A 20,485-nucleotide genomic window follows, 5' to 3' on the forward strand; every position below is an offset into this window, starting at 1 on the left:
TTATATATTATGATAATGAATAACACAAAAAAGAATAAGGAAAAAGAAGAGGAGAAAAAAAGATTAGCGAAAGCTTTAAAGCAAAATATTTTGAAAAGAAAAAAGCAGCAACAGAGTAGACAGAGAACCCTTTCAAAACTCGTTTGTGGTGAGGAATTTTTAGGAGAAAGCACCGCAGAATACTCGAATGTATTTGAGAACGACAAAATTACCATCAGAAACTTAAGTTTTGAAGGAGGTATCATGCCAGAACTACCGGAAGTGGAAGTAATCTCTAATTTTTTGCTTGATAAAATTAAAAACAAGCAAATCAGTAATGTTATAGTGAATAATTGGAATTTACGTGCCCCAATAACAAAAAATATTGATGATATGCTAAAGGGCAAAGTCATACGCAACATCAAGCGTAGAGGTAAGTATACCATCTGGAATACAGATGGTAGTGTGGCTGTAATCATACATCTTGGCATGAGCGGAAAGCTTATATATGCTGACCACGATCAAATGCGGAATAAGCATGATCACGTGGTATTTTTATTTTCTGACAATACTTCAATAATTTTTAATGACCCAAGAAGATTTGGATTAGTTATCGTTTTAAATAAAGAACAAGAAACGGATTTTTTTAGCGATTTTGGAATAGAGCCCCTCACGGATGAATTCAGTGGAGACTATTTACAGGAGTTGCTGAAAAACAAAAAAGTGAATATCAAATCAGCGTTAATGGACAATAAATCAATAGTTGGCGTAGGCAACATATATGCTTCTGAGAGCTTGTTTAGAGCCTGTATATCACCACTCAGGTCAGCAAAAAACTTGACCTATAGAGAGTGCGAAAAACTTGCTGCTGAAATAAAAAATACTCTGAGTGATGCAATTGCTGCAGGCGGTTCAACACTGAAAGATTATGCACAGCCATCTGGATCTGCTGGATACTTTCAAAATAACTTTTACGTATATGGTAAAGTTCAAAAACCTTGCAAGATTTGCAATAATATCATAACACTTATACGACAAAATGGCCGTAGCACTTATTTTTGCAACGCGTGCCAGAATTAAGATTTTATTTTTTGATATGATATTTTCACTTGAAAAAGATCCATTTGATTTGTTTTCAAAGTGGTACAAAGCAGTACTTAATTCTCCGTGTGAACAACCAGCTGCAATGACGCTAGCAACTTGTAGCAAAGACTGTATTCCATCTGCAAGAGTGGTATTACTAAAGGAATATAGCAAAGAAGGTTTTGTGTTTTTCACTAACGTAAACAGTAAAAAAGGGAAAGAATTGACTGAGAACCCCAAAGCTGCGTTAGTGTTTCATTGGATAGAATTTGCTAGGCAAGTGCGAATTGAAGGAGAGGTTAAACTTCTAAACGATGAAAGAACTGACAAATACTTCTCTTCTCGAGCGCTGGGTAGTCAAATTAGCGCATGGTGCTCAAAACAATCGAGCATTCTGAAAGATTGGCAAGATTTTGAGCAAGCTATAAAATTGAAGGAAAAAGAATTTCACAATACACAAGTTTCTCGTCCTGATTTTTGGGTGGGATTTTGCGTAATCCCAAAAGTAATTGAATTTTGGCAAGAAGGTGAATATAGGAAGCATATTAGATTTAGATACACTCTTGTTGAGGGAAGCGATTGGAAAGTGGAACAACTATATCCTTAAAAATGGTTGCGGGAGTAGGATTTGAACCTACGACCTTCAGGTTATGAGCCTGACGAGCTACCGAGCTGCTCCATCCCGCGTCGTTGCTTATTTAGTTATTATACGTACAATAATGGAAAATAAAAGGATAAAATTACATTATGGTGTATATTTTGTGTATTTATTAACTTTTCTTGACATAATAGTTAATTATATACGTCATAACCTACGCAATGAAAAATATAACTTGATACTGTGGTTTCCTGTTCTTCAGTGTGCAGGAATTTTAACATATTTTTCCCTAAGTTTTGAACCAAGCTGCATATCTATTTTTCTTTTGCTTTTACCCACACTAATTTTGATTGCAATATTATGCATTGCTTTAATTGCAGTGCTCATAGGATTCACAGCCAGTAAATTAAGAACAGCTTTAGTTGATACTCAAATTCTTGATAAAGAGAGGTATGTAAAAAATATCGTTGCCACAGTGAAGGATATTAACGACAGGGGCTCATACAAACAATTTCTGCTTTCTATTACAAAGCCTTCCACCATTCCAGAATCCTCCTCTGTCATCCCAGTGCCCCCTTCTGTCATCCCAGCGCCCTCTTCTGTCATCCCAGTACTTGACACTGGGATCCAGAAAAAAAAGATATGGATTCCAGCGTCACGCGCTGGAATGACACCGGATAGAGCTCTAGATAACATCAGAATATCAGTTAGAACCAAAGTGGAAAAAGGCATTAAAATAGGCGATCAAGTAAAATTATCAGCAAAACTCTTCCCTCTAAAGATTGCGCCTTCGGAGTATGCATACGATTTTGCAAGAATAGCATATTACCAGAAAATAAGTGCAACAGGTTTTGCAACAAGCAAAATAGCTTTGCACAAAAAGGCTGAAGCAAGGAAATTTCAAGAATATATAGAATCTTTCCGTCAATACATTTATGAAAACCTGCAGCAAAATATCAAAAAACCACATGCGGATATAATCTCTGCATTACTGATCGGTAAAAAAGATGGCATAGATCAAAAAACTATGGACGCGATACGAGATTCAGGTATAGCACATTTGTTTGCCATATCTGGTTTGCATTTATCATTTGTTGCTGGCCTGTTTTTTGTAGTGTTTCGTAATTTATTTGCAACATCTGAAACTTTGACTCTTAAGTATAATACCAAGAAAATATCTGCATTCCTTACTATCTTGCCAACCACGTTTTATTTGTTGATTACCGGTATGCAAATTTCTGCTCAGCGTGCCTACATCATGGTGATTTTAGTACTTGTTGCAATAATGATAGAGAGAAAATATCGAGGGTTAATAGCAATTGCGTTTGCCGCTTCAGTGATACTTATCATAGAACCAGAAGCAATTTTAAAGCCTGGCTTTCAGATGTCATTTTCTGCTGTTTTGGCACTGGTTGCCAGTTATCAAATTAATGCTAATAAATTATTCAAAATAAAAATAATGAAATATTTTGTGTCGATAATGATCAGCTCAGTAATAGCAAGTTTAGCAACTGTTCCGTATACGATATATAATTTTAATTATTTTTCAATTAGTGGCATTATCACAAATTTAGTTGCTATACCAATAGTTACATTAATTATTATTCCACTTGGAATAATTTATGTCTTATTGATTCCTTTAGGTATTGAATGGATTATAGCGCCATTTATAGAGCGCCCAATTGACAGCATTTTGTATATAACAAACGCTATCGCTAGTCTTCAGTATTTGGTTATTCCCATTCGTACTTTTCCTGCCTCATCAATTATTATAATAACATTTGGGTTATTGTGGCTGTGCTTGTGGGAAAGAAATTGGCGTTTTTTGGGATTTTTTTTTATTGTACTAGGTATTTGCTTTAGCGCTGCATATAAAACCCCCGACATCCTAATAAATGCTGATAATGTTGCTGCAAAGGAGAGTGATAACTTACTATATTCTCTCACTAGAAAAAGCAGAAATTTTGTTATCAAAACGTGGGCAAAGCAAAACGGACAGAACCAAATTTTGAATCATACAAAATATAGCAATCCAGATAAAAGACTAAAGTATGGCTGCATATATAATAAAGGAAATAATAAATTAGTGCTGCTAGCTTATAAAAAAGAAGATATTTCAGAAAATTGTGATAAAGTTGATTTAACAATTCAATTAAGTGAGTTTGACTATTCAGCTTGCAACGCTAAAATTATTAAACATGCTGATCTAGAAACGTATGGCACACATTCTGTTTGGTTAACAAATCGTTACGTAAAGATTAATACAGTGCGCTCCAATAGGCCTTGGCACATGTTGAAAAATTAAGAAACTTGATTTTAAGGTTTGGTTAATGTATACCTAAATAAGTTTAAACTAGAAAAATGTTATGGTTACAGACACTCAAGATCCTTTCAAAGACTATTTTGATTTTTTAGGATTTAGAAAACTTTCTGACCAGCCCAGTAGAATTTTGAGCTCTATAAGAAAGTATTCTGGTACTATATCGATAGCAAGTACCATTGCTACTCTTATAGCATTTACTGCCTTTTCTATTCAGCCTGTTACAGTAAGTATTGCTGGGTTTGCGTTCACGCCAGCACCTCTTGCCTTTATTCCTCTTATAGTTCTCTTATTTACTGCTGTTATAAACTTTATAAATACACAAAAAATAAAAGAGAATGAAATAGATAAAAAAATAGGAAACTATCAAGTTGATGAACAGTACAGCCAGATTGTTCAAGAAGCCGAAAAAATTGAAATTGTAACAAATTTAGATCGTAAGAGGAAAAAGCTTTCAATAGTTTTACCAAATTCTAAGACGCAGAGAGAAATACTAGAAGATATAGAAGCAGAAAATAGAAATAGGATTCTCTTGTTTACTGGATCATATGTATTTGGTACTATTATAGTAGTTTCAGCAATATCACAATCCATTAATGCTCCAATAATATTAATAGCTTTATTAGTCGCTATTCTTTTATGCATCATATCAACACTTAGCAATCTAATAAGTAATAGCGTGGATCATGAAAATCATACTATTAGAAAACACAGTTCTTTAGGTCTTCTATTTCCATACTGGTCTGGAAAGGGCATGGTTGTATCAGTAGTAGAAAATAAGCTTGGTAAAAGGGAAAATGAACTAATATCTCTAATGAAAAAACTACTTAGTCCGCTTTGCAACTCATTTGACAGTAACCTTAAAAAAGCTTGCGATTTACTTGATAATAGTCTTTTAAAGCCTGCAAATATTAACATTAAAGAAACGCTTGATCACCTAAAAAAAATCAGAGAAGACATCAAAAAAGATTTAGATTGGCTACATGCAGAAATTTCAGAAGTTTTAAACAACACTAAAGAATTGACAAAAAAAGCACATTCACTAGATATTGAAGGTACTTTTTCTAGGTTAGAGAATGCTATTAAAATTGCTGAAGATAAAATTGAACGATTTGAACCAAGCCGCTTTGTAGGCTGGCTTCAATCAACTACGCAGTCTAATAATAACGAGTTCCTTAGCATGCTAAAAAAGTTAAAAGAGGATACAGAAAAGGAAAAAACGGAATTGAAGAAGCAATTAAACGTAGTAAGGAATGAATTAGAAGAAATAAAAAAGAAGCAAGCTCAACCAAGTACGCCTGATTTAGAAGCTAACAATGGAAATAATACTAATAAATTATTAGTATTAGAAAATAAAGTCAAAGAACTACGTGACACAGTTAGAAAGTTAGAGCTGGAAGCAGAACAAAATAAGCTGCAGCAAAAGAAGGAAAAGTTAGAGCAAAAAAAATCTGAACAAGAAAAAACAGATGAATGGAAAGAAAAAATCAACGGCAAACCAAGTGACTTTCTATATTATTTATTAGAATCTATTAAGCTGGAAGAAAAAGATAATAAAGAAAAAAAGGTTGAGGCAACATTACGAGATTTTGATAATAAAGTTACAATCTACTGGAAAGATGGCTCTCAAACAATTTGCCATATTAAAAAACAAGGTGATCTGCAAATTGAGTCTAGTGCAACAATGTTTACAGACCCAAATGTTCAAGCAGCATGGGAAATGGCGCGGGGTAAATCACTATAGATCACTCAATAATAACCTTAAGTGTTAATAATGATAAAGAGAAATTAAGGTTAGACACCTATATAGCTGAAAAATGCAACATATCACGCAGTAAAGCTCAAAGATTGATACAAAATGAGCAGGTGAAATTACTTGGCATACCGATAATTAATAATGATCACATAGTAAAACCAGGTGAAGAGTATATAGTACATCTCGTTCAACCTGACATATCCACATCAATTGAGCCTAATTATGACATAAAACTTGATATCGTCTATGAAGATGAGGACATTATAGTTCTGAGTAAACAAAGTGGATTAACAGTGCACCCAGGTGCTGGGACAAACAATGATACGCTTTTGAACGCAGTTATCGCTCACCTTAATGTAAGACCAGGAATTGTTCATAGACTCGATAAAGATACTAGTGGGCTAATGGTAATTGCAAAAAATGAAGCAGCCCATAGTTTTTTGTCTGAATTGTTATCGAATCGCAAAATAAAGCGGGAATACTTAGCAGTAGTTTGGGGAACATTATCTTCTCAGCAAGGCACGATAAAAACTAACATTGCTCCCAAACGCGGTAATAAAGAAATGATGTGTGTAACAAAAATCACAGGCAAATTAGCAATCACTCACTATTTAGTGCAAAAAGTTATAGGACAAGTAAGCCTCGTTAAATGCACTTTAGAGACAGGCAGAACACACCAAATTCGAGTCCACATGAGCCACATAGGACATTCCATAGTTGGTGATCAAGTTTATGGAAAAAATAGTAGTAAAAGCACAAAATATGCTAAAAACTCTAGTTTCATTCGTAATTTCAATAGACAAGCACTACATGCTTATACACTGGGCTTATATCACCCCAAAAGTAAGGGATACATGGAATTTGTCTCTGATTTACCGCAAGATATAAAAACTTTAATTGGTGAGTTTGACAACATATCTTAATAACATTCGTATTAACCTGTCAATATTATCATCCATGTTATCAGGAAGTTAATTAATGAAAGAAAAACTGCTGCACTACCTAGATCTTTCACCTTTTTTGAAAGTATGTGTTGTTCACTGGAAATACGCTCAATTGTCGTTTCAAAAGCAGTGTTAACAATTTCCACAATTAACACCAGGAATAGACTGCTTATCATTACTGCACGTTCTAGATTACTTACATCCAAAACAAACAAAATTGAGACACATACTATAAAAAGCAGTAACTCCTGTCTGAACGCAATTTCTGATATAAAAGCTGATTTTATTCCTTCACAAGAGTATTGAATTGCTTTTATTAGACGAATAATGCCCTTCTTCATTATTATTCACAAAACCCTTTAATCAAAATTTTAACTCATTTGGATTTGCTACACCCTATAGCATTTTTATCATTTGTTTACCCTATTGGTTTTGAAATTAAGATTTACCGCAACTACAATAAGTACTCTTATCATCACATTTTGGTGTTAAGTCAGGATAGAACGTGAGTATAGCATCATTCTTTCTTACAAACACTGATTGATAATCGTCATCTTCCATTTCATATAGACACATTCCATCTTTTCCTAATTCCTTAAACGCCTTAGTTGCAGAAATTATCGGCATGAAGGTTATATGCGTATCCATTTGGGCATTTAACTTTCACTTCCCCATCCTTACCCAAATATTTCATTCCAAATGTATAAACCGGCGGCTTAATATCTGATTCATTGCACAGGATTCCAACTGCCCATTTATCCTCTTGAGCTTCAACATATCTACCTACAAAATGCATACCACCTAATTTATCGTTTGGCTCACCACAAAAAATATGTCCAAACCCTATAGTTTCTTTTTCACTTCCACTATTTGTAAACCAAATGTTAGCCAGTTCATCTTTAAGTAACTCCAAATCCGCATCTGGCGTAATCACTTATATATTCCTTTCACTACTTCTTGATGCTGCGGACAACTAAGTAAAATTTTGAAATCTTCTTTATCTGGATGTGCTCCCCAATCTCCACAAACTTTCAACACTCCTCTATCGAAGTCAGTTAATTCTGAAACGGTGGCTGGTTGTGAACTGAAAAATGGTTCAAAATTGACTTCAACATTTTCTTCTACATAGCCGGTGTGAAAATAATGATCCTTAATATAAAAAATAAATCCTATTATTGGTATTATTAAACACAAAATTAGTTTAACTGTCTTCGACATAATCACGTTCACAAAAAAGCTAGCCTATAAGAAATAATTTAAAAAAGTTTTAATCTAATCGTTTTTGCAGAGCAGCAACTCCCGGCATTTCATCGCCACTTAACCAATCTAAAAATGCTCCTCCACCAGTGGAAACATATGTAAAATCCTTATCGGTAAGGCCTGCAGCGCTTATTGCAGATAGACTATCGCCTCCCCCTATTATGCTGGTTAACTTTCCTTTGTGCGTTAAGTCACTTACGATTTTCATTACCCCTATTGTACCACTTGCAAAAGCTGAATGTTCAAAAACACCAATAGGTCCATTCCACAGCAGAGTCTTACTGCTTGCTATTATACTGCTTATTGTACTCAAAGTTTGTGGTCCGATATCCAAAATTATATCACCGTCCAAAATGGACTCAGTTCTTCTTGAAATACTAGTGCTGTAATCAGAGTTTACTGCAACCAGAACGTCTTCTGGCACAACTATTTTGCAATTGTTTTTATTTGCTGTTTCAACAATATTATGTAGAAGGTCGTCAACACCATTTTGAAAGAAAGATTTCCCTATATTTACTTTGCTAAATGACAAAAAATTATTGGCTATTGCACCACCTAGAACTAGGTAATCAACCTTTTCTGTTAGCTTTATAAGCATTTTTATCTTAGTTGATATTTTAGCTCCCCCAACTATCGCAGTAATAGGTTTAGCTTTAAACGATACAGCTTTTTCAAGATACTTTAGCTCATCTTGCAAGCAAAACCCTGCATAAGAGGGTAAAAATTCTGTAATGCGTGAAATAGAAGCGTGAGCTCTGTGAGAGCAAGAAAATGCATCATTTACATATATATCCGCTAGAGATGCTAGTTGTTTGGCAAAATTTGAGTCACTTTGCTCTTCCTCTTTATAAAATCTTAGATTCTCTAGTAATATTATATCTCCTGCATCCATAACAGTTACTGCTCTTTGTACTTTTTCACCAACGCAATCGTCAATGAATTTCACTTTTTTATTTAGTAACTGCGATAAAGTGTCAATTACATTTTTTAGCGACAGATTATTGTCTCTGGCCTTTGGGCGTCCAAAATGTGATATAATAATAATCTTTGCACTCGCATTCACTAAATACTGAATAGTAGGCAATGCTCTCAAAATACGAGTGACATCACGAATTTCTCCATCTTTTATAGGAACATTGAAGTCAACTCTAAGTAAGACGGCTTTATTGTGAAGATCACAATTTTCTATACTAGGTATGTTCATTACAAAATTGAAGCTATAAAGTCACTATACAGCAGTTTGATCTAAAGTAAAGTTTTAAGCTTACGAACGTTTAAGGAAATTTGCATGCCAAACGCTTGACACTGGAACCTTATCGTCATGCCGCTGCGAACCGTCATACCGCTGCGAACCGTCATACCGCTGCGGCGCTAACAAGAGATCCCGCTAACACGTAGCGGGATGACGAATTACTTAACCATCATCTACACCGTCATACCGCGATTCATTCGCGGTATCTCAAAGCATAGATCCCGCTAACACGTAGCGGGATGACGAGGTCATGCCACCGCGCGAACCGTCATACCGTCACGGTATCTCTAGATCCCGCTAACACGTAGGGGAATGACGAGGTCATGCCGCCGCAAACCGTCATACCGCCGCGGTATCTCTTAGCCGCTAACACGTAGCGGGATGACGGTTGTCGTTTAGCTACAAACGTTAAGAAATTTACCAAATGAAAAAAAAGGCAAAAGAAGCCCTGGGGTTATTATCCGCTTTAAAATATTGGCGTTTTTTATGTTTTAAACGCTTGACAAGCAAGATTAAGCTGCTTTTAATTGCAACTAACTTACGCTGCAAATGTTTAAGAAGTTTACTAAGCAGAAAAAAAGACAAAGAATCCCCGAGTTAGCTAGTCTTTTACTATCTCTGTCGAGTATTGGCATTTTTTGATGTCTTGTAACGCTTTATAAGCGCGTTCAGCTTATTTAGATAAAAATCTAGATGTAGATGAAGTTTTGTAAAGACATACAGTATCTATGTACTGCAAAAAATTAAACATAAGACGCCGATACATTAAGTAATCCTTACCTTTTAATCTGCAGATTGGCGAAAGCAAATACAATAGCTTCAGTTTTATGATAAGGGGGCTGGCGAAGGGTGTCAAGCAAGTTTTTCGTTTAATCCGTTTCTATGGCTTAGGTGCCCTTGACTCCCGGCTGGGTCGAATTTGTATAGCTACATTGTTGGTAAATCTAAATTGCTTTAATAATTTTGATTGAAAAATAGTTTTTCTATTATATAAATGCTACTTTAGAGTAATCAAAATGGAAGACAATAAATATAGCCTAGGTTTAAGAGTTATCCATTGGTTGATGGCTGTTTTTATTATCGGTATGCTTTGTTCTGGACTTTATATGAAAAGCCTGCCACTTAGCAATGAAATTAAGTTCAACATATACGCTATTCATAAGGCTTGCGGTATCACTATTCTTGGATTAATCATAGTACGCATATTTTTTCGCGTCTTTACTTATGTTCCACCACTTCCAGCAAATTTTTCTCGGTTTGTAATCAATGCAAGTAAAACAGTACACTTTGGTTTATATTCTTTAATGGTGCTAATGCCACTATCTGGCTATGTCATGTCTTCTGCTTCTGGCAAACAGATCAAATATTTTTTTCATATCCCTTTGTTGATTAATCAAAACAAAGATCTAGCTAACACGGCTAACGAGCTACATTCGATGCTTGCATATTTTATGGTACTCTTTATAATCTTACATATACTTGGCGCTTTGAAGCACACATTTATAGATAAGCAAAACATTTTTAAACGTATGATATAGGTTATATGTTAAGTAGCCTCTGGAAAAAAGGAACAGATTTTCTTGGCAGTGAGTTTGCGATAATGGGTGGTGCTATGAGCTGGGTTTCAGAGAGAAACTTGGTCTCAGCAATCTCAAACGCTGGTGGTTTTGGTGTGATTGCATGTGGTGCAATGTTCCCAGACTTACTGGAAAAAGAAATCATAGAGACACAAAAATTAACTAACAAGCCATTTGGTGTAAACCTAATTACTATGCACCCAAAGTTGAGTGAGTTGATAGATGTGTGTATTGAAACGAAAGTGAGCCATATAGTGCTTGCCGGTGGACTGCCAACAAAGCCTAATATAGAAAAAATCAAGGGTGCAGGCATTAAAGTTATGTGCTTTGCACCAGCATTAAGCCTTGCGAAAAGGTTAGTAAAAATGGGAGTAGATGCATTAATAATAGAAGGAATGGAAGCAGGTGGGCATATAGGTCCAGTTAGCACTTCTGTTCTTGCACAAGAGATATTGCCTCATTTTAAAAATGAACAAATACCAGTGTTTGTTGCAGGTGGAATAGGAAGAGGTGAAATGATAATTAATTACCTGGAAATGGGAGCAAGTGGCTGTCAAATAGGTACATTATTTGTCTGCACTAATGAGTCAATTGCCCACAAAAATTTCAAGGAAGTGTTTATTAAATCGGCCGCACGTAATGCAATACCTTCTGTACAGATAAGTGCTGATTTTCCTGTAATTCCTGTAAGAGCTATAGCCAACAAAGCAAGTGATGACTTCATGAAGCGTCAAAAAGAAGTTATTGATGAATACCAAAAGGGACAGATCTCAAAAGAAGATGGGCAGCTTGAAATAGAAAAATTCTGGGCTGGAGCTTTAAGAAGAGCAGTAATTGATGGAGATGTTGAAACGGGATCTTTAATGGCTGGCCAAAGTGTTGGCATGGTTGATAAGGAAAAGCCTGTAAAAGAAGTAGTGGATATGTTAGTTCAACAAGCAAAGAATCATATTAATAGCAAATCTGTAGAAGTAGAAAGCCCAGAAAGCAAATAGTTAAGCGACCTTCCAATAAGCAAGTTGCCGCAATTATTTATAATATGGCATAATTGCCCAGTTTTAATGTAAAATTAACGCTAAAGAGGTATCTATACATTTTGTTATGTATGGAGGAGTCTATGCTAAGTTCTAAAAAAGATATTAACCAACAATTGCACGACACTATATACAAAAAGGTAACAAAAGAAAATCATAAATATGGAAGCCCACAAAAGGGAGATGGAACTATCAAAAAATGCATAGAGTTGTTCAAGGAAGGAGCTAGTCCTGAGGTATTAACTGAATTAGAAAAATCGCTGAGAGAACAATTAGAAAAATCACCAGAAAAACAAGAGGAATATCAAAAACATTATAAGTATTATATCGAAAACTTTCTTCCTGCATTGAAAGATGAAGTAATAAAATCAGAAGAACTAGCTGTACCTACAGTATTTAACAATGAAAGAGAACAATCACAAAGACCACAAACAATAAGAGGAAAAATAGTAAAAACAATTTTGGATATTACTAACAGGAGCAGCAGTGTAAGCTCAATACCAAATGCTGTTGAAGAAAATATTGAAGATCAAATGCAGCTAAAACATATTGAAGAGCAAAACAACACACAAGAAACACCCTTGAATGTAGCTGAGAAAAAAAGTGGTGATAATAAAATACTTAGTAATTCAGATGTTGCAGAGGAAGTGTTTGAAAAATATAGCAAGGTTGTGAAAGAAATAGAGGAGAAGAAAACTTCTAAACTCAGTAGTGGCAATGACTCAGATAGTGGAATAGACTCACCTAGAACGAGTAAAGAAAGTTTGAAATCACCAGTAAGTAGCAGAAGGAGCAGTTTAACTTTAGTAACAAGCACTTCATCTGAGGAAAGTTTAAACTCAACATTGAGCTCTGTTGAAGGAGATAATGGCTTACAACCAGAGGGTGGAGAAAAAACTGAGTTATTAGAATCAAATTTGGAATCCCCAAAAGAAAACGAGACTCAAGTGCAGCCAGAGCAGACTGTAAAAAAAGAGCCAAAAATGCAAGAAAATGAAAACTCAGATGGTCAAGCAAATCCAGATCAAGTTAAGAAAGATATCCTACTTAAAAACCAACCCAATAACAGAAATCTTCACGTTGCACTTGTAGCAGGTTGTGCTCTCTCCACAATAGGGTGCATTGTTGCAGGAGCAATGACATCAGGATTGATAGGAGCAGGACTACTTGCTATGGTTGCAGTGCTTGCTATAGCAGCAGTAGCTGAATTGCATTCAAACTTCCTATCAAGTAAATTAACATCCATTAATGTGAGTCCTCTTGTTGATGATAAGAGCTTACAGCATGTTCACAGCGGTAAAAATTAAATATGTGTTACTTGTAGTGGATAAGTGAATTCAGTTCTTGCCTATTGATATAAAAGTTGTTATATTTGAGGAATGTTTAAAAGGTGTTTAGTTGATGCGCATTCAATTGAATAAAGTTTCGGTTTTTATAGCCTTATTAAGTTTCATTTTTGCATCATATTCTAGCGAAGCAAGTTCGGCGAGTGATGAATTAAAGGTTATACAAGAAACGGTAAAAAATTTTATTTCTTCATTTTCAGTTAAAGATACTGTAGAAAATATGAGTCCTTCAACAATCATAGGGTTGTGTATAGCTGCAGTGATACTTGCAGTAGTGTTCAGAGGTCTAATCTTTTTTATGATAATGTTTGGTGTACTGGTCCTGATGTTCGGTAGTACAGAAAAGGCAACAGACTACTTAAAAGAAAAATTTAACTTTGCAAAAGATATAAAATTACAATCCGATAGCGAAAAAAAAGATAAAAATTAAGATAGTATTTTTATCTTTTTTAATTATCTTTATTGAATACGCATATGCAGTTAAAAGTACCAACAGTTAACTCTAAGCTTAAAAAAAAGAACAACTTAGCATTACTAGAAAGCATTGATTTAGATTTTGTTCCTTATGCTTGTCATTACGATGAAGAAACCATACTAACAAAACAGGGAGAATTGTTAAAAATAATCAAGTTAGAAGATTATTCTTCTGTTGATAACTACAGCGACCTCAGAACTGAAATTAGAAAAAGCATATCAAAAAATATTAATAGCCTGTATTTTACCGTTTGGATTCATACCGTTAGAAAGCGCAATAAACTGAGCTTGAAATGGAATAAAACTGAAGACTTCTCTGACAACCTACATTCAACGTGGTTTAATAAACTAACTGATAGTAAATTACAGTATATAAATGAACTATACATTGTAATATTGTTTAGCGATTTTGGCAAGCATACTAATAATTCGTTTTTTTTCAATAGAATAAAGAATAAGCATAAGTTGTCTTTACAAGAAAGCCATCAGGAGTTGCAAAAGATAACTGACGTAATTCAAAATGATTTAGGACCTTTTGGAGCTAAAAAACTGAGTCTAAGGTTTAGTGAAGGTAAAATATATTCTGAAATGATAGAATTTCTCCACTATATTGTTACATTAACGCACAAAGATTATCCAATACATGAAAGGGACCTGTCGCAATATATTAGAAATTTTAAAATAGCTTTTGGTTTCAATACGTTTCAAACAATATTTGAAAATCAACAGAAATTTGGCTCTATTTTCAGCATAAAAGAATACCGGGAAATCTCTTTAGGTAATATAGATAGATGCTTGCAGCTTGAATCTGAATTTATCATTACAGAAATAATGATATTTACTAGTAATAACAAAGCAATAAAAGAATTTAAAAAACAAATCAACATGCTGCAAATTAGTGAGGATAATACCTTACTTAAAAGCTCAGGAATTGAAGAAATAATAGAGCTTGAAAAGACCTCTAGTATAGACTTCTGCCAACAGAAAATTATTTTTACAATATTTGCAGATGATAGGAATAAGTTAGCTGAAAGTATTAGTGATTTATCTTCTATAATGTCATTAGTTGGCTTCATGATGTTTAGAACTGATTTACATATGGAAAGTCATTTTTGGGCACAACTTCCAGGCAATTTTGCTTTTATTACGCAACCGAAAAATATCTTAACAAAATACGCTTGCAGCTTTGCTATGCTGCACGATTTTACGTCAGGTACATTAAAAGGAAGAAGGTGGAAAGAAGCGGTAATGATTTTTTTCTCAAAAAAAGGAAATCCTTACTTCTTTAATTTTCATGGAAAAAGAAATAATGGCCATACTACGATACTCGGAGCTCCAAATTCAGGCAGAACTTCACTCATTAATTTTCTATTATCAGAATCAAGAAAGTTTAACCCAAGAATTGTCATATTGGATAACACTGGAAAATCAATAATTTTTACTAAAGCAGTGAGTGGTAAATATTACATAATCGATCCAAAATATAAGGACAAAAGCCTAAAATTTAATCCACTAAACATTGAAGATAGTGCTTCCAATCGCAATATGTTGGTTGAACTGATCAGAAGAATGGTAGCCGATACGAGCTTGGTGGACGTAGAAGAAAAGATAAGAAAAATTGTGGATTCTATATTTGCTATACCCAAGGAATCACGTTCTATTTCACAAATTTCTGAGGTGCTCTTGCTCCTTGGGGGTAAGATAAGTAGATGGTGTGACGATGGTGACTTTGCTTACTTATTTCAAGATGGTGATGAATCAGATATTGACTGGGAAACAAAAATTATATCTCTCAACACCGCAAACCTTACAAAACAAAAGGAATGTATGTCCGTGATACTTTACTATTTTTTATATTCTTTTGAGGCAAAATGTGATGGCTCGCCTGCAATACTTGTTTTGGATGAAGCATGGGAGATAAGTAATATTTTTCCTACAGAGAAAGAGTTTGATAACTGGATGCAAAGAATGACGGAACTAAATGTTGTAGTAATCCTAAGTACTGAGAATTTAAATCTCGCATTTGCTAGCAAATTTACTCAATATTTAGATAAACATGTTGATACAAGAATCTTGATGCCGAACGTCAATGCAAATAGATTATACATGAAGGCATTTTCTCTATCGAAAGAGGAGCTGAATATAATTCTGCAGACGCCAACACAGGAAGGTTTATTTTTGATAAAACAGTACAAAGGATTAGTAACCTTAAATCTGGATTTGAAGGATATGCAAGAAATACATGTACTTTCAGCTAACAAAGAGACTATAAAGTATATGTATGAGGCAATAAAAGAAAAAGGAGAAGAAGTTAATGAGTGGTTACCGGTATTTTATGAGAAGTGTAAGGCTTAATTTCTTATTGATATTTTTTTTGATACTTGGTCTTTCGTATCAAGGATATGCTGATTGTCCAACATTTGTAGAAAGTAATACTTGGTGGGAAGCAATAGTTGGTGGAGATTGGGTAAAGGAAATTAAGGTGCAAGCAATAAAAGATCAAGGAGTTGATGGTTACTTTAATCCCAAAATTAGAGTATGTGCTTATGATGGACAAAGTTATTGTTATGACTTACAAAGTGGGGAATCCTGCCGCCAGATATATGGAACGCAAGGTACAGGAGCTGGAGTTTCTGCTGCAGCTTTTATCGACTGGGAAGGAGATAAAACAAAAGCTGGAGGAGAAATTGCTCGGGGTCTTAAATGGGAATGGGCAGACGGTGTTACTGATGAGGAAAAAAGAAGATTCGCTAACTCTCCTAAAATATGTGCTTGCAGTCAAAAAGGGGCTTGTATGTCAGGAATTTCTTCATGGGGTTCTAGAGTATTTTCGGGTGAGAATATTTTCCGTCCTGGGGAGATGGAAAAAGTCTGTGATACCTGCTACCAAACGGCAGTAAAATGTGCTCCTGTTCCACTTGCACCTGGCCCCCCTCCATTTTGTGAACAACTTGCAATGTCGCTTCCACAAGTTAGAATTGTTCCTATAACAGATAAAGACAATGATTACTTTAATCCTAAGGTTAAGGTAATCATTGGTGATCTGAAAGGAAGAGACGGAGAGATTGGAGAAAAATTAGATTTCCCTAAAGGGTATGGAGAAAATAAAGCTGAGTGGCGCTCTATTTTAGACAAAGATGGCATCACGTACTACTTCAAAACTTATAGAGAAAAAGATAAGCTCTGCGCTGAATACCTTGGAACTCAAAGTATAGATGAAAACAATCCACAGTTCATCCGCTGTTTTCCTGCACCACCTGCTCCAGAACCTGAGATAGTGGAGATAGTAAATGCAAATACATTGAAAGTAGAAATGAAGATGAGTGAGAGCACTTGTGCTAAAGCACATGGAACCTATAGTAATGGTTCCTGTACTTTTAATGTTAATACTGACCTCAACCATCCTATAAACATTGGCCCCCTATCTTTAAAAGTAGTAAAACCAGCAATAGTAGCAAAAACAACTGATAGTAATATTGATAATATTATAGAAGGTATATTAGAAAGTAATCCGCAACAATTTAAAGTTCTGAAAGAATATGGCTATGTTCCTGATGTGCAAATTAAATGTTCTAAAGGCGGAAGTTTTTATAGTTTTAATGATTTTGAGAAAAAGTTAAAAGACAAATCTATTCAATGTGAATTTAATAACTCTGGGCAGCCGGAAATAGAAGTAAAGTATAAAGGAAATTCTAACAGTAAAATGCTTTGTCTTTCTGGATGGCAGCCAGAACCAGAGGAGTTTGTTCTTAAAAGAGAAAATAAAATAATACCACTAAAATTAATGGGAACAAGATATACTAAATACAATGCTGTTTACTCCAAGGAATCAAATCAGTTCTATTATCTTCCAAGCAAGGAAAATAAAAGAGCCGATCTCTTAAACAGAGATCAGAGTGAGTTAGATAAAATAATATTCAATAAACAAGGGTATGTTTTCTTCCCTGATGAAAATAAGCAGGAAAAGGGAAAATGCAGTTACTGTGTAAAAAGAAATGATGAGATAGACGATACATTTAAATCTAGTAAAGGACTGAAAGTAGTATACAAATTGACGGATGTAGAGCATAGAGAAAAATGTAATCAAGGTGATGATGGTTGCATCTGCTTTAATGGAACATGCAGCCGTTCAACACGATATGTAGATAAAGAAAACACTCAATCTTTTTATACAAAGATTTCACAAGATGCAAATGGCGTTGTCACGCAACAAGAAGCACCAATTAAAACAAACAGAACAGAGGTCTTTTACGCTGATAAATTGTGTAGGTTCGATTTAGAAGGTCTCAAAAAGAAATTAAAAGAAAAATTAAAAGAGATAATCAAGGAACATCTGAAAAATAAGAAACCAGATCTTGAAAAAAATAATGAAAAATCCTATGATCATAAAAATAAAGATGTTTATACAGATGACTTATCAATAAAATTTGATCGTATTAAAATAGAAGCGTGGGGAAGTGGTGAAGCAGGTCATATACAAGGTAGTGGCTGTGACAATCAAAAATGCCATTCTACTGAAAGCAGAGTAGGGATGCCAGGAGATTATATTAAAGCTAAACTGAAAATCGATCCTAATTATCCTATAATTAAGGTGCAAGTCACAGAGGGAGGGGGTAACCAGGAAAGTAACCTCTCAGATAAGGACGGGGGACCTGTTTTCATAGAAATGTGCAATTCGCAGAAGCAACATTGCCAGCAACTGATTACTGTTGCAGGTGGAGGTGAGTATAGAACATACGGTGGTAAGGGTTATGAGGAAACAGTAATTCATAAGCAAGATTTAAAGCTAGAGGAGAAAATTGTAAAGGCAGATAAACTGAAGTCTACACAAGACAATCAAATAGCATATATAGAAAATGGTGAAATCAAGTATGAAACAGTAGAGTGTGGAAGTGGTTTGAGAAGCAGTAGATCTGGTGCAGGTGGCTGCATTAATAAAAGCAAAGGAATTTATGGTAAAGGCTCTCCAGGGTATGTGAAGATTAGACCTATTATAAAGGAATTTGATGAAGAAGAAATAAATGCTGCTATTAAAAAAGTAATAGAGGATCTATACGATCTTGAAACTATGACTGATTTTTGGGTAGGGGATCTTAACGTGAATATAAGTGGGATAATTAAAGAGGAAGTCAAAAAAGAATTATCAAGGTAAAAAGATATAGCTCTGGAAATGATGCTCTTGTTTTAATAATTAATTAAAGTAAAGCATGTAGTAAATGGTGTAATTGCTGTATCTTAACAAAAAGGTATAACGAATGTAAGAGGAGGGTGCTTTATGTCTCTAAAGAATAAAATTTCTGAGTTAATAGAACAACAATTTAGCATTAAATACCATGACAATTATTTGGCTTACGCTATACATAAGTGGGCTGCAAGCGAAATATCTAATTCTATTGCTTTTTGCATAATTGGTTGTGGAAATTGCAAGATTGGATATCAAGATGTTGCAAAGTCATTCAACATAACAAAAGAAGAAATTGACCAAGGTAATATTGCAAGCATAGAAAGTAAAATAAAAAGTGAAGCTGAAAAATCAGGTAGCGAGTTTTCTGAGTTGATTTCTAGAGTGGATCAATCGCTAAGAGAGCAGAGTGAAAAGTCTATTGTACAAATTTTAGATTCATCCGCTGAGGAGATGTTAAGGAGTTTCTGTGATAGCCCTGTACAGTCTCCAGAGCCTCAAGAACCCTCTGCTTCATCTGAAGAGCATGCTACAGAAGGCCCAGAAACTAGTGTTAATTCAGATCTTTTGTCAACCTAATCAACCCCATATATATGTTTTTTTTGTACCCATGCTTTGCGTTTTGGGGTGGAAAGAAAGCACCATTCTTCGTTGCATTTTTCTATCTTCATCACAACAAACTTGTCTATTTTCATAGTAATCTTGCTGTCTACACTCTGTTTTTGATATCCATAAGTATCTTCTTTTACAATCGCGTAGCGCTTATCACTAAGAAGATTGCCTTTTATCCATCCGCAGTCTTCATCTATATCGCAGACCTTTTTCCAACTCTCAAACTCTTCTATCACTTTCAGGGGCAGATTTTTGCAAGTGTATATCCATTTTACAGGATAGTGAAACCCTGGCCCCGTTCTCATGTTGATCTTATTTGATTTGGTTGAAACAAAGTTGTTAGCAAACAAGCTATGGCTAAATAATAAAAACAATAGGATAATAGTACTGAACCAAGATCCCAGTGTCACGCACTGGGATAACGTGAGGGATAGTGTAACAGACTTATTCATCATAATTCACGATTAGGTTGACATAAGATAAAGAGTAAATTAAAAATTGAATAGATCTTTAAATGCAAAATCAATGCCTATAGAAATATTAATGCCTGCTCTTTCACCGACAATGAGCAAAACTGGAGGAAAAATTGTAAAGTGGCATAAAAAAGAACAAGACAAAGTTGAAGTAGGCGACGTAATTGCTGAGATAGAGACTGATAAAGCCATAATGGAGTTTGAATCTATAGATGAAGGAGTCATAGCAAAAATTTTAGTAACAGAAGGAACAAATGGCGTGTCTGTAAATCAACCAATAGCTTTAATGCTGGAAGAAGGAGAAGATGAAAGTGCACTTAACAACTATACTTCAACTTCCATCAATAGTGCAGTTAAAAAGGAAGTGACAAAAAGTGCTGTTGATAATCAAAAATCAGAACACCAAGATTTAAACGGAAAGCCAATAAGTCATTCTTCGGTGTCATTCCAGCGCGTGACGCTGGAATCCAACCCCTCAATGTCATCCCAGTGCTTGACACTGGGATCTAGAAAAGAAGAATGGATCCCAGTGTCAGCTACTCAGATGACAGAGGGTTATGCAGAAGGTAGAACAAAAATAAGCCCATTAGCTAAG

The 20,485-nt window shown here is 34.8% G+C and carries 16 protein-coding genes, 1 tRNA gene and 1 pseudogene; 13 read left to right on the plus strand and 5 right to left on the minus strand.

The features are described from left to right. The first annotated feature begins 243 nt into the window (after positions 1–243). Together mutM and pdxH are read left to right on the plus strand one after the other, a co-directional pair. Positions 244–1,059, plus strand: coding sequence for a bifunctional DNA-formamidopyrimidine glycosylase/DNA-(apurinic or apyrimidinic site) lyase (gene mutM / locus DEF52_RS01255; protein WP_015589411.1), 816 nt, complete (start codon positions 244–246; stop codon positions 1,057–1,059). Positions 1,060–1,075: 16 nt separating this feature from the next. Beyond that, positions 1,076–1,669, plus strand: coding sequence for a pyridoxamine 5'-phosphate oxidase (gene pdxH, locus DEF52_RS01260; protein ID WP_151807635.1), 594 nt, complete (start codon positions 1,076–1,078; stop codon positions 1,667–1,669). A gap of 3 nt (positions 1,670–1,672) precedes the next feature. On the opposite strand, the gene DEF52_RS01265 is transcribed toward pdxH, so the two are convergent. Next, a tRNA-Met gene (locus tag DEF52_RS01265) sits at positions 1,673–1,749 on the minus strand. A 32-nt stretch (positions 1,750–1,781) separates the two neighbouring features. Between DEF52_RS01265 and DEF52_RS01270 the strand changes: the two genes are divergently transcribed. From DEF52_RS01270 to DEF52_RS01280, 3 genes are all read left to right on the plus strand, one after another. Then, positions 1,782–3,965: a ComEC/Rec2 family competence protein gene (locus DEF52_RS01270; RefSeq protein WP_151807636.1), complete on the plus strand. Its 2,184-nt coding sequence runs from the start codon at positions 1,782–1,784 to the stop codon at positions 3,963–3,965. A 61-nt stretch (positions 3,966–4,026) separates the two neighbouring features. Then, the gene (locus DEF52_RS01275; RefSeq protein ID WP_151807637.1) at positions 4,027–5,724 is read left to right on the plus strand and encodes a hypothetical protein; all 1,698 of its coding nucleotides are present in this window, start codon (positions 4,027–4,029) and stop codon (positions 5,722–5,724) included. Then, positions 5,715–6,659, plus strand: coding sequence for an RluA family pseudouridine synthase (locus DEF52_RS01280; RefSeq protein ID WP_041573544.1), 945 nt, complete (start codon positions 5,715–5,717; stop codon positions 6,657–6,659). The genes DEF52_RS01275 and DEF52_RS01280 overlap by 10 nt, the downstream gene beginning before the upstream one ends. A gap of 11 nt (positions 6,660–6,670) precedes the next feature. On the opposite strand, the gene DEF52_RS01285 is transcribed toward DEF52_RS01280, so the two are convergent. The 3 genes and pseudogenes from DEF52_RS01285 to DEF52_RS01295 form a co-directional block, all read right to left on the minus strand. Continuing rightward, the gene (locus DEF52_RS01285) at positions 6,671–7,021 is read right to left on the minus strand and encodes a diacylglycerol kinase (protein ID WP_151807638.1); all 351 of its coding nucleotides are present in this window, start codon (positions 7,019–7,021) and stop codon (positions 6,671–6,673) included. A gap of 97 nt (positions 7,022–7,118) precedes the next feature. Further along, a pseudogene (locus DEF52_RS06960) lies at positions 7,119–7,898 on the minus strand (EndoU domain-containing protein). A 49-nt stretch (positions 7,899–7,947) separates the two neighbouring features. Beyond that, positions 7,948–9,144: a phosphoglycerate kinase gene (locus DEF52_RS01295; RefSeq protein WP_151807639.1), complete on the minus strand. Its 1,197-nt coding sequence runs from the start codon at positions 9,142–9,144 to the stop codon at positions 7,948–7,950. Between the two features lie 1,064 nt (positions 9,145–10,208). On the opposite strand from DEF52_RS01295, the gene DEF52_RS01305 reads away from it, so the two are divergent. The 7 genes from DEF52_RS01305 to DEF52_RS01335 all read left to right on the plus strand — a co-directional run bounded on the left by DEF52_RS01305 (position 10,209) and on the right by DEF52_RS01335 (position 19,384). After that, positions 10,209–10,730 carry a cytochrome b gene (locus DEF52_RS01305; protein WP_151807640.1) on the plus strand — a complete coding sequence of 174 codons (522 nt, stop codon included), beginning with the start codon at positions 10,209–10,211 and terminating at the stop codon, positions 10,728–10,730. A gap of 5 nt (positions 10,731–10,735) precedes the next feature. Beyond that, on the plus strand, positions 10,736–11,764 hold the full coding sequence (locus tag DEF52_RS01310; RefSeq protein WP_151807641.1) for an NAD(P)H-dependent flavin oxidoreductase: 1,029 nt from the start codon (positions 10,736–10,738) through the stop codon (positions 11,762–11,764). Between the two features lie 122 nt (positions 11,765–11,886). After that, complete coding sequence (locus DEF52_RS01315; protein ID WP_015589419.1) at positions 11,887–13,110, plus strand: hypothetical protein; 1,224 nt, start codon at positions 11,887–11,889, stop codon at positions 13,108–13,110. Between the two features lie 94 nt (positions 13,111–13,204). Then, positions 13,205–13,579 (plus strand): hypothetical protein, encoded by a 375-nt coding sequence (locus DEF52_RS01320; RefSeq protein ID WP_151807705.1) that lies wholly within the window; start codon positions 13,205–13,207, stop codon positions 13,577–13,579. A 44-nt stretch (positions 13,580–13,623) separates the two neighbouring features. Next, positions 13,624–15,978, plus strand: coding sequence for a VirB4 family type IV secretion/conjugal transfer ATPase (locus tag DEF52_RS01325; RefSeq protein WP_006280308.1), 2,355 nt, complete (start codon positions 13,624–13,626; stop codon positions 15,976–15,978). Further along, positions 15,959–18,775 (plus strand): hypothetical protein, encoded by a 2,817-nt coding sequence (locus tag DEF52_RS01330; protein ID WP_151807642.1) that lies wholly within the window; start codon positions 15,959–15,961, stop codon positions 18,773–18,775. The genes DEF52_RS01325 and DEF52_RS01330 overlap by 20 nt, the downstream gene beginning before the upstream one ends. A gap of 123 nt (positions 18,776–18,898) precedes the next feature. Continuing rightward, entirely contained in the window at positions 18,899–19,384 is a 486-nt protein-coding gene (locus tag DEF52_RS01335) for a WBM0748 family T4SS-associated protein (RefSeq protein ID WP_151807643.1), read from the plus strand. Here DEF52_RS01335 and DEF52_RS01340 read toward each other — a convergent pair. Further along, positions 19,381–19,869 carry an SH3 domain-containing protein gene (locus tag DEF52_RS01340; protein WP_006280060.1) on the minus strand — a complete coding sequence of 163 codons (489 nt, stop codon included), beginning with the start codon at positions 19,867–19,869 and terminating at the stop codon, positions 19,381–19,383. The genes DEF52_RS01335 and DEF52_RS01340 overlap by 4 nt on opposite strands. A gap of 73 nt (positions 19,870–19,942) precedes the next feature. On the opposite strand from DEF52_RS01340, the gene DEF52_RS01345 reads away from it, so the two are divergent. After that, positions 19,943–20,485: biotin/lipoyl-containing protein (locus DEF52_RS01345; RefSeq protein ID WP_336597882.1), on the plus strand; the 543-nt coding region annotated here is incomplete at its 3' end.

Source organism: Wolbachia endosymbiont of Nasonia oneida, from assembly GCF_009012935.1.
Classification (GTDB): Bacteria; Pseudomonadota; Alphaproteobacteria; order Rickettsiales; family Anaplasmataceae; genus Wolbachia; species Wolbachia pipientis.

Bases quoted from the DNA above. Each gene is read 5' to 3' on its own strand.
- DEF52_RS01315 (WP_015589419.1), top strand. From the start codon at position 11,887: ATGCTAAGTTCTAAAAAAGATATTAACCAACAATTGCACGACACTATA.
- DEF52_RS01335 (WP_151807643.1), top strand. From the start codon at position 18,899: ATGTCTCTAAAGAATAAAATTTCTGAGTTAATAGAACAACAATTTAGC.
- DEF52_RS01320 (WP_151807705.1), top strand. From the start codon at position 13,205: ATGCGCATTCAATTGAATAAAGTTTCGGTTTTTATAGCCTTATTAAGT.
- DEF52_RS01275 (WP_151807637.1), top strand. From the start codon at position 4,027: ATGGTTACAGACACTCAAGATCCTTTCAAAGACTATTTTGATTTTTTA.
- pdxH (WP_151807635.1), top strand. From the start codon at position 1,076: ATGATATTTTCACTTGAAAAAGATCCATTTGATTTGTTTTCAAAGTGG.
- DEF52_RS01340 (WP_006280060.1), bottom strand. From the start codon at position 19,869: ATGAATAAGTCTGTTACACTATCCCTCACGTTATCCCAGTGCGTGACA.
- DEF52_RS01330 (WP_151807642.1), top strand. From the start codon at position 15,959: ATGAGAAGTGTAAGGCTTAATTTCTTATTGATATTTTTTTTGATACTT.
- DEF52_RS01285 (WP_151807638.1), bottom strand. From the start codon at position 7,021: ATGAAGAAGGGCATTATTCGTCTAATAAAAGCAATTCAATACTCTTGT.
- DEF52_RS01270 (WP_151807636.1), top strand. From the start codon at position 1,782: ATGGAAAATAAAAGGATAAAATTACATTATGGTGTATATTTTGTGTAT.
- DEF52_RS01305 (WP_151807640.1), top strand. From the start codon at position 10,209: ATGGAAGACAATAAATATAGCCTAGGTTTAAGAGTTATCCATTGGTTG.
- mutM (WP_015589411.1), top strand. From the start codon at position 244: ATGCCAGAACTACCGGAAGTGGAAGTAATCTCTAATTTTTTGCTTGAT.
- DEF52_RS01325 (WP_006280308.1), top strand. From the start codon at position 13,624: ATGCAGTTAAAAGTACCAACAGTTAACTCTAAGCTTAAAAAAAAGAAC.
- DEF52_RS01310 (WP_151807641.1), top strand. From the start codon at position 10,736: ATGTTAAGTAGCCTCTGGAAAAAAGGAACAGATTTTCTTGGCAGTGAG.
- DEF52_RS01295 (WP_151807639.1), bottom strand. From the start codon at position 9,144: ATGAACATACCTAGTATAGAAAATTGTGATCTTCACAATAAAGCCGTC.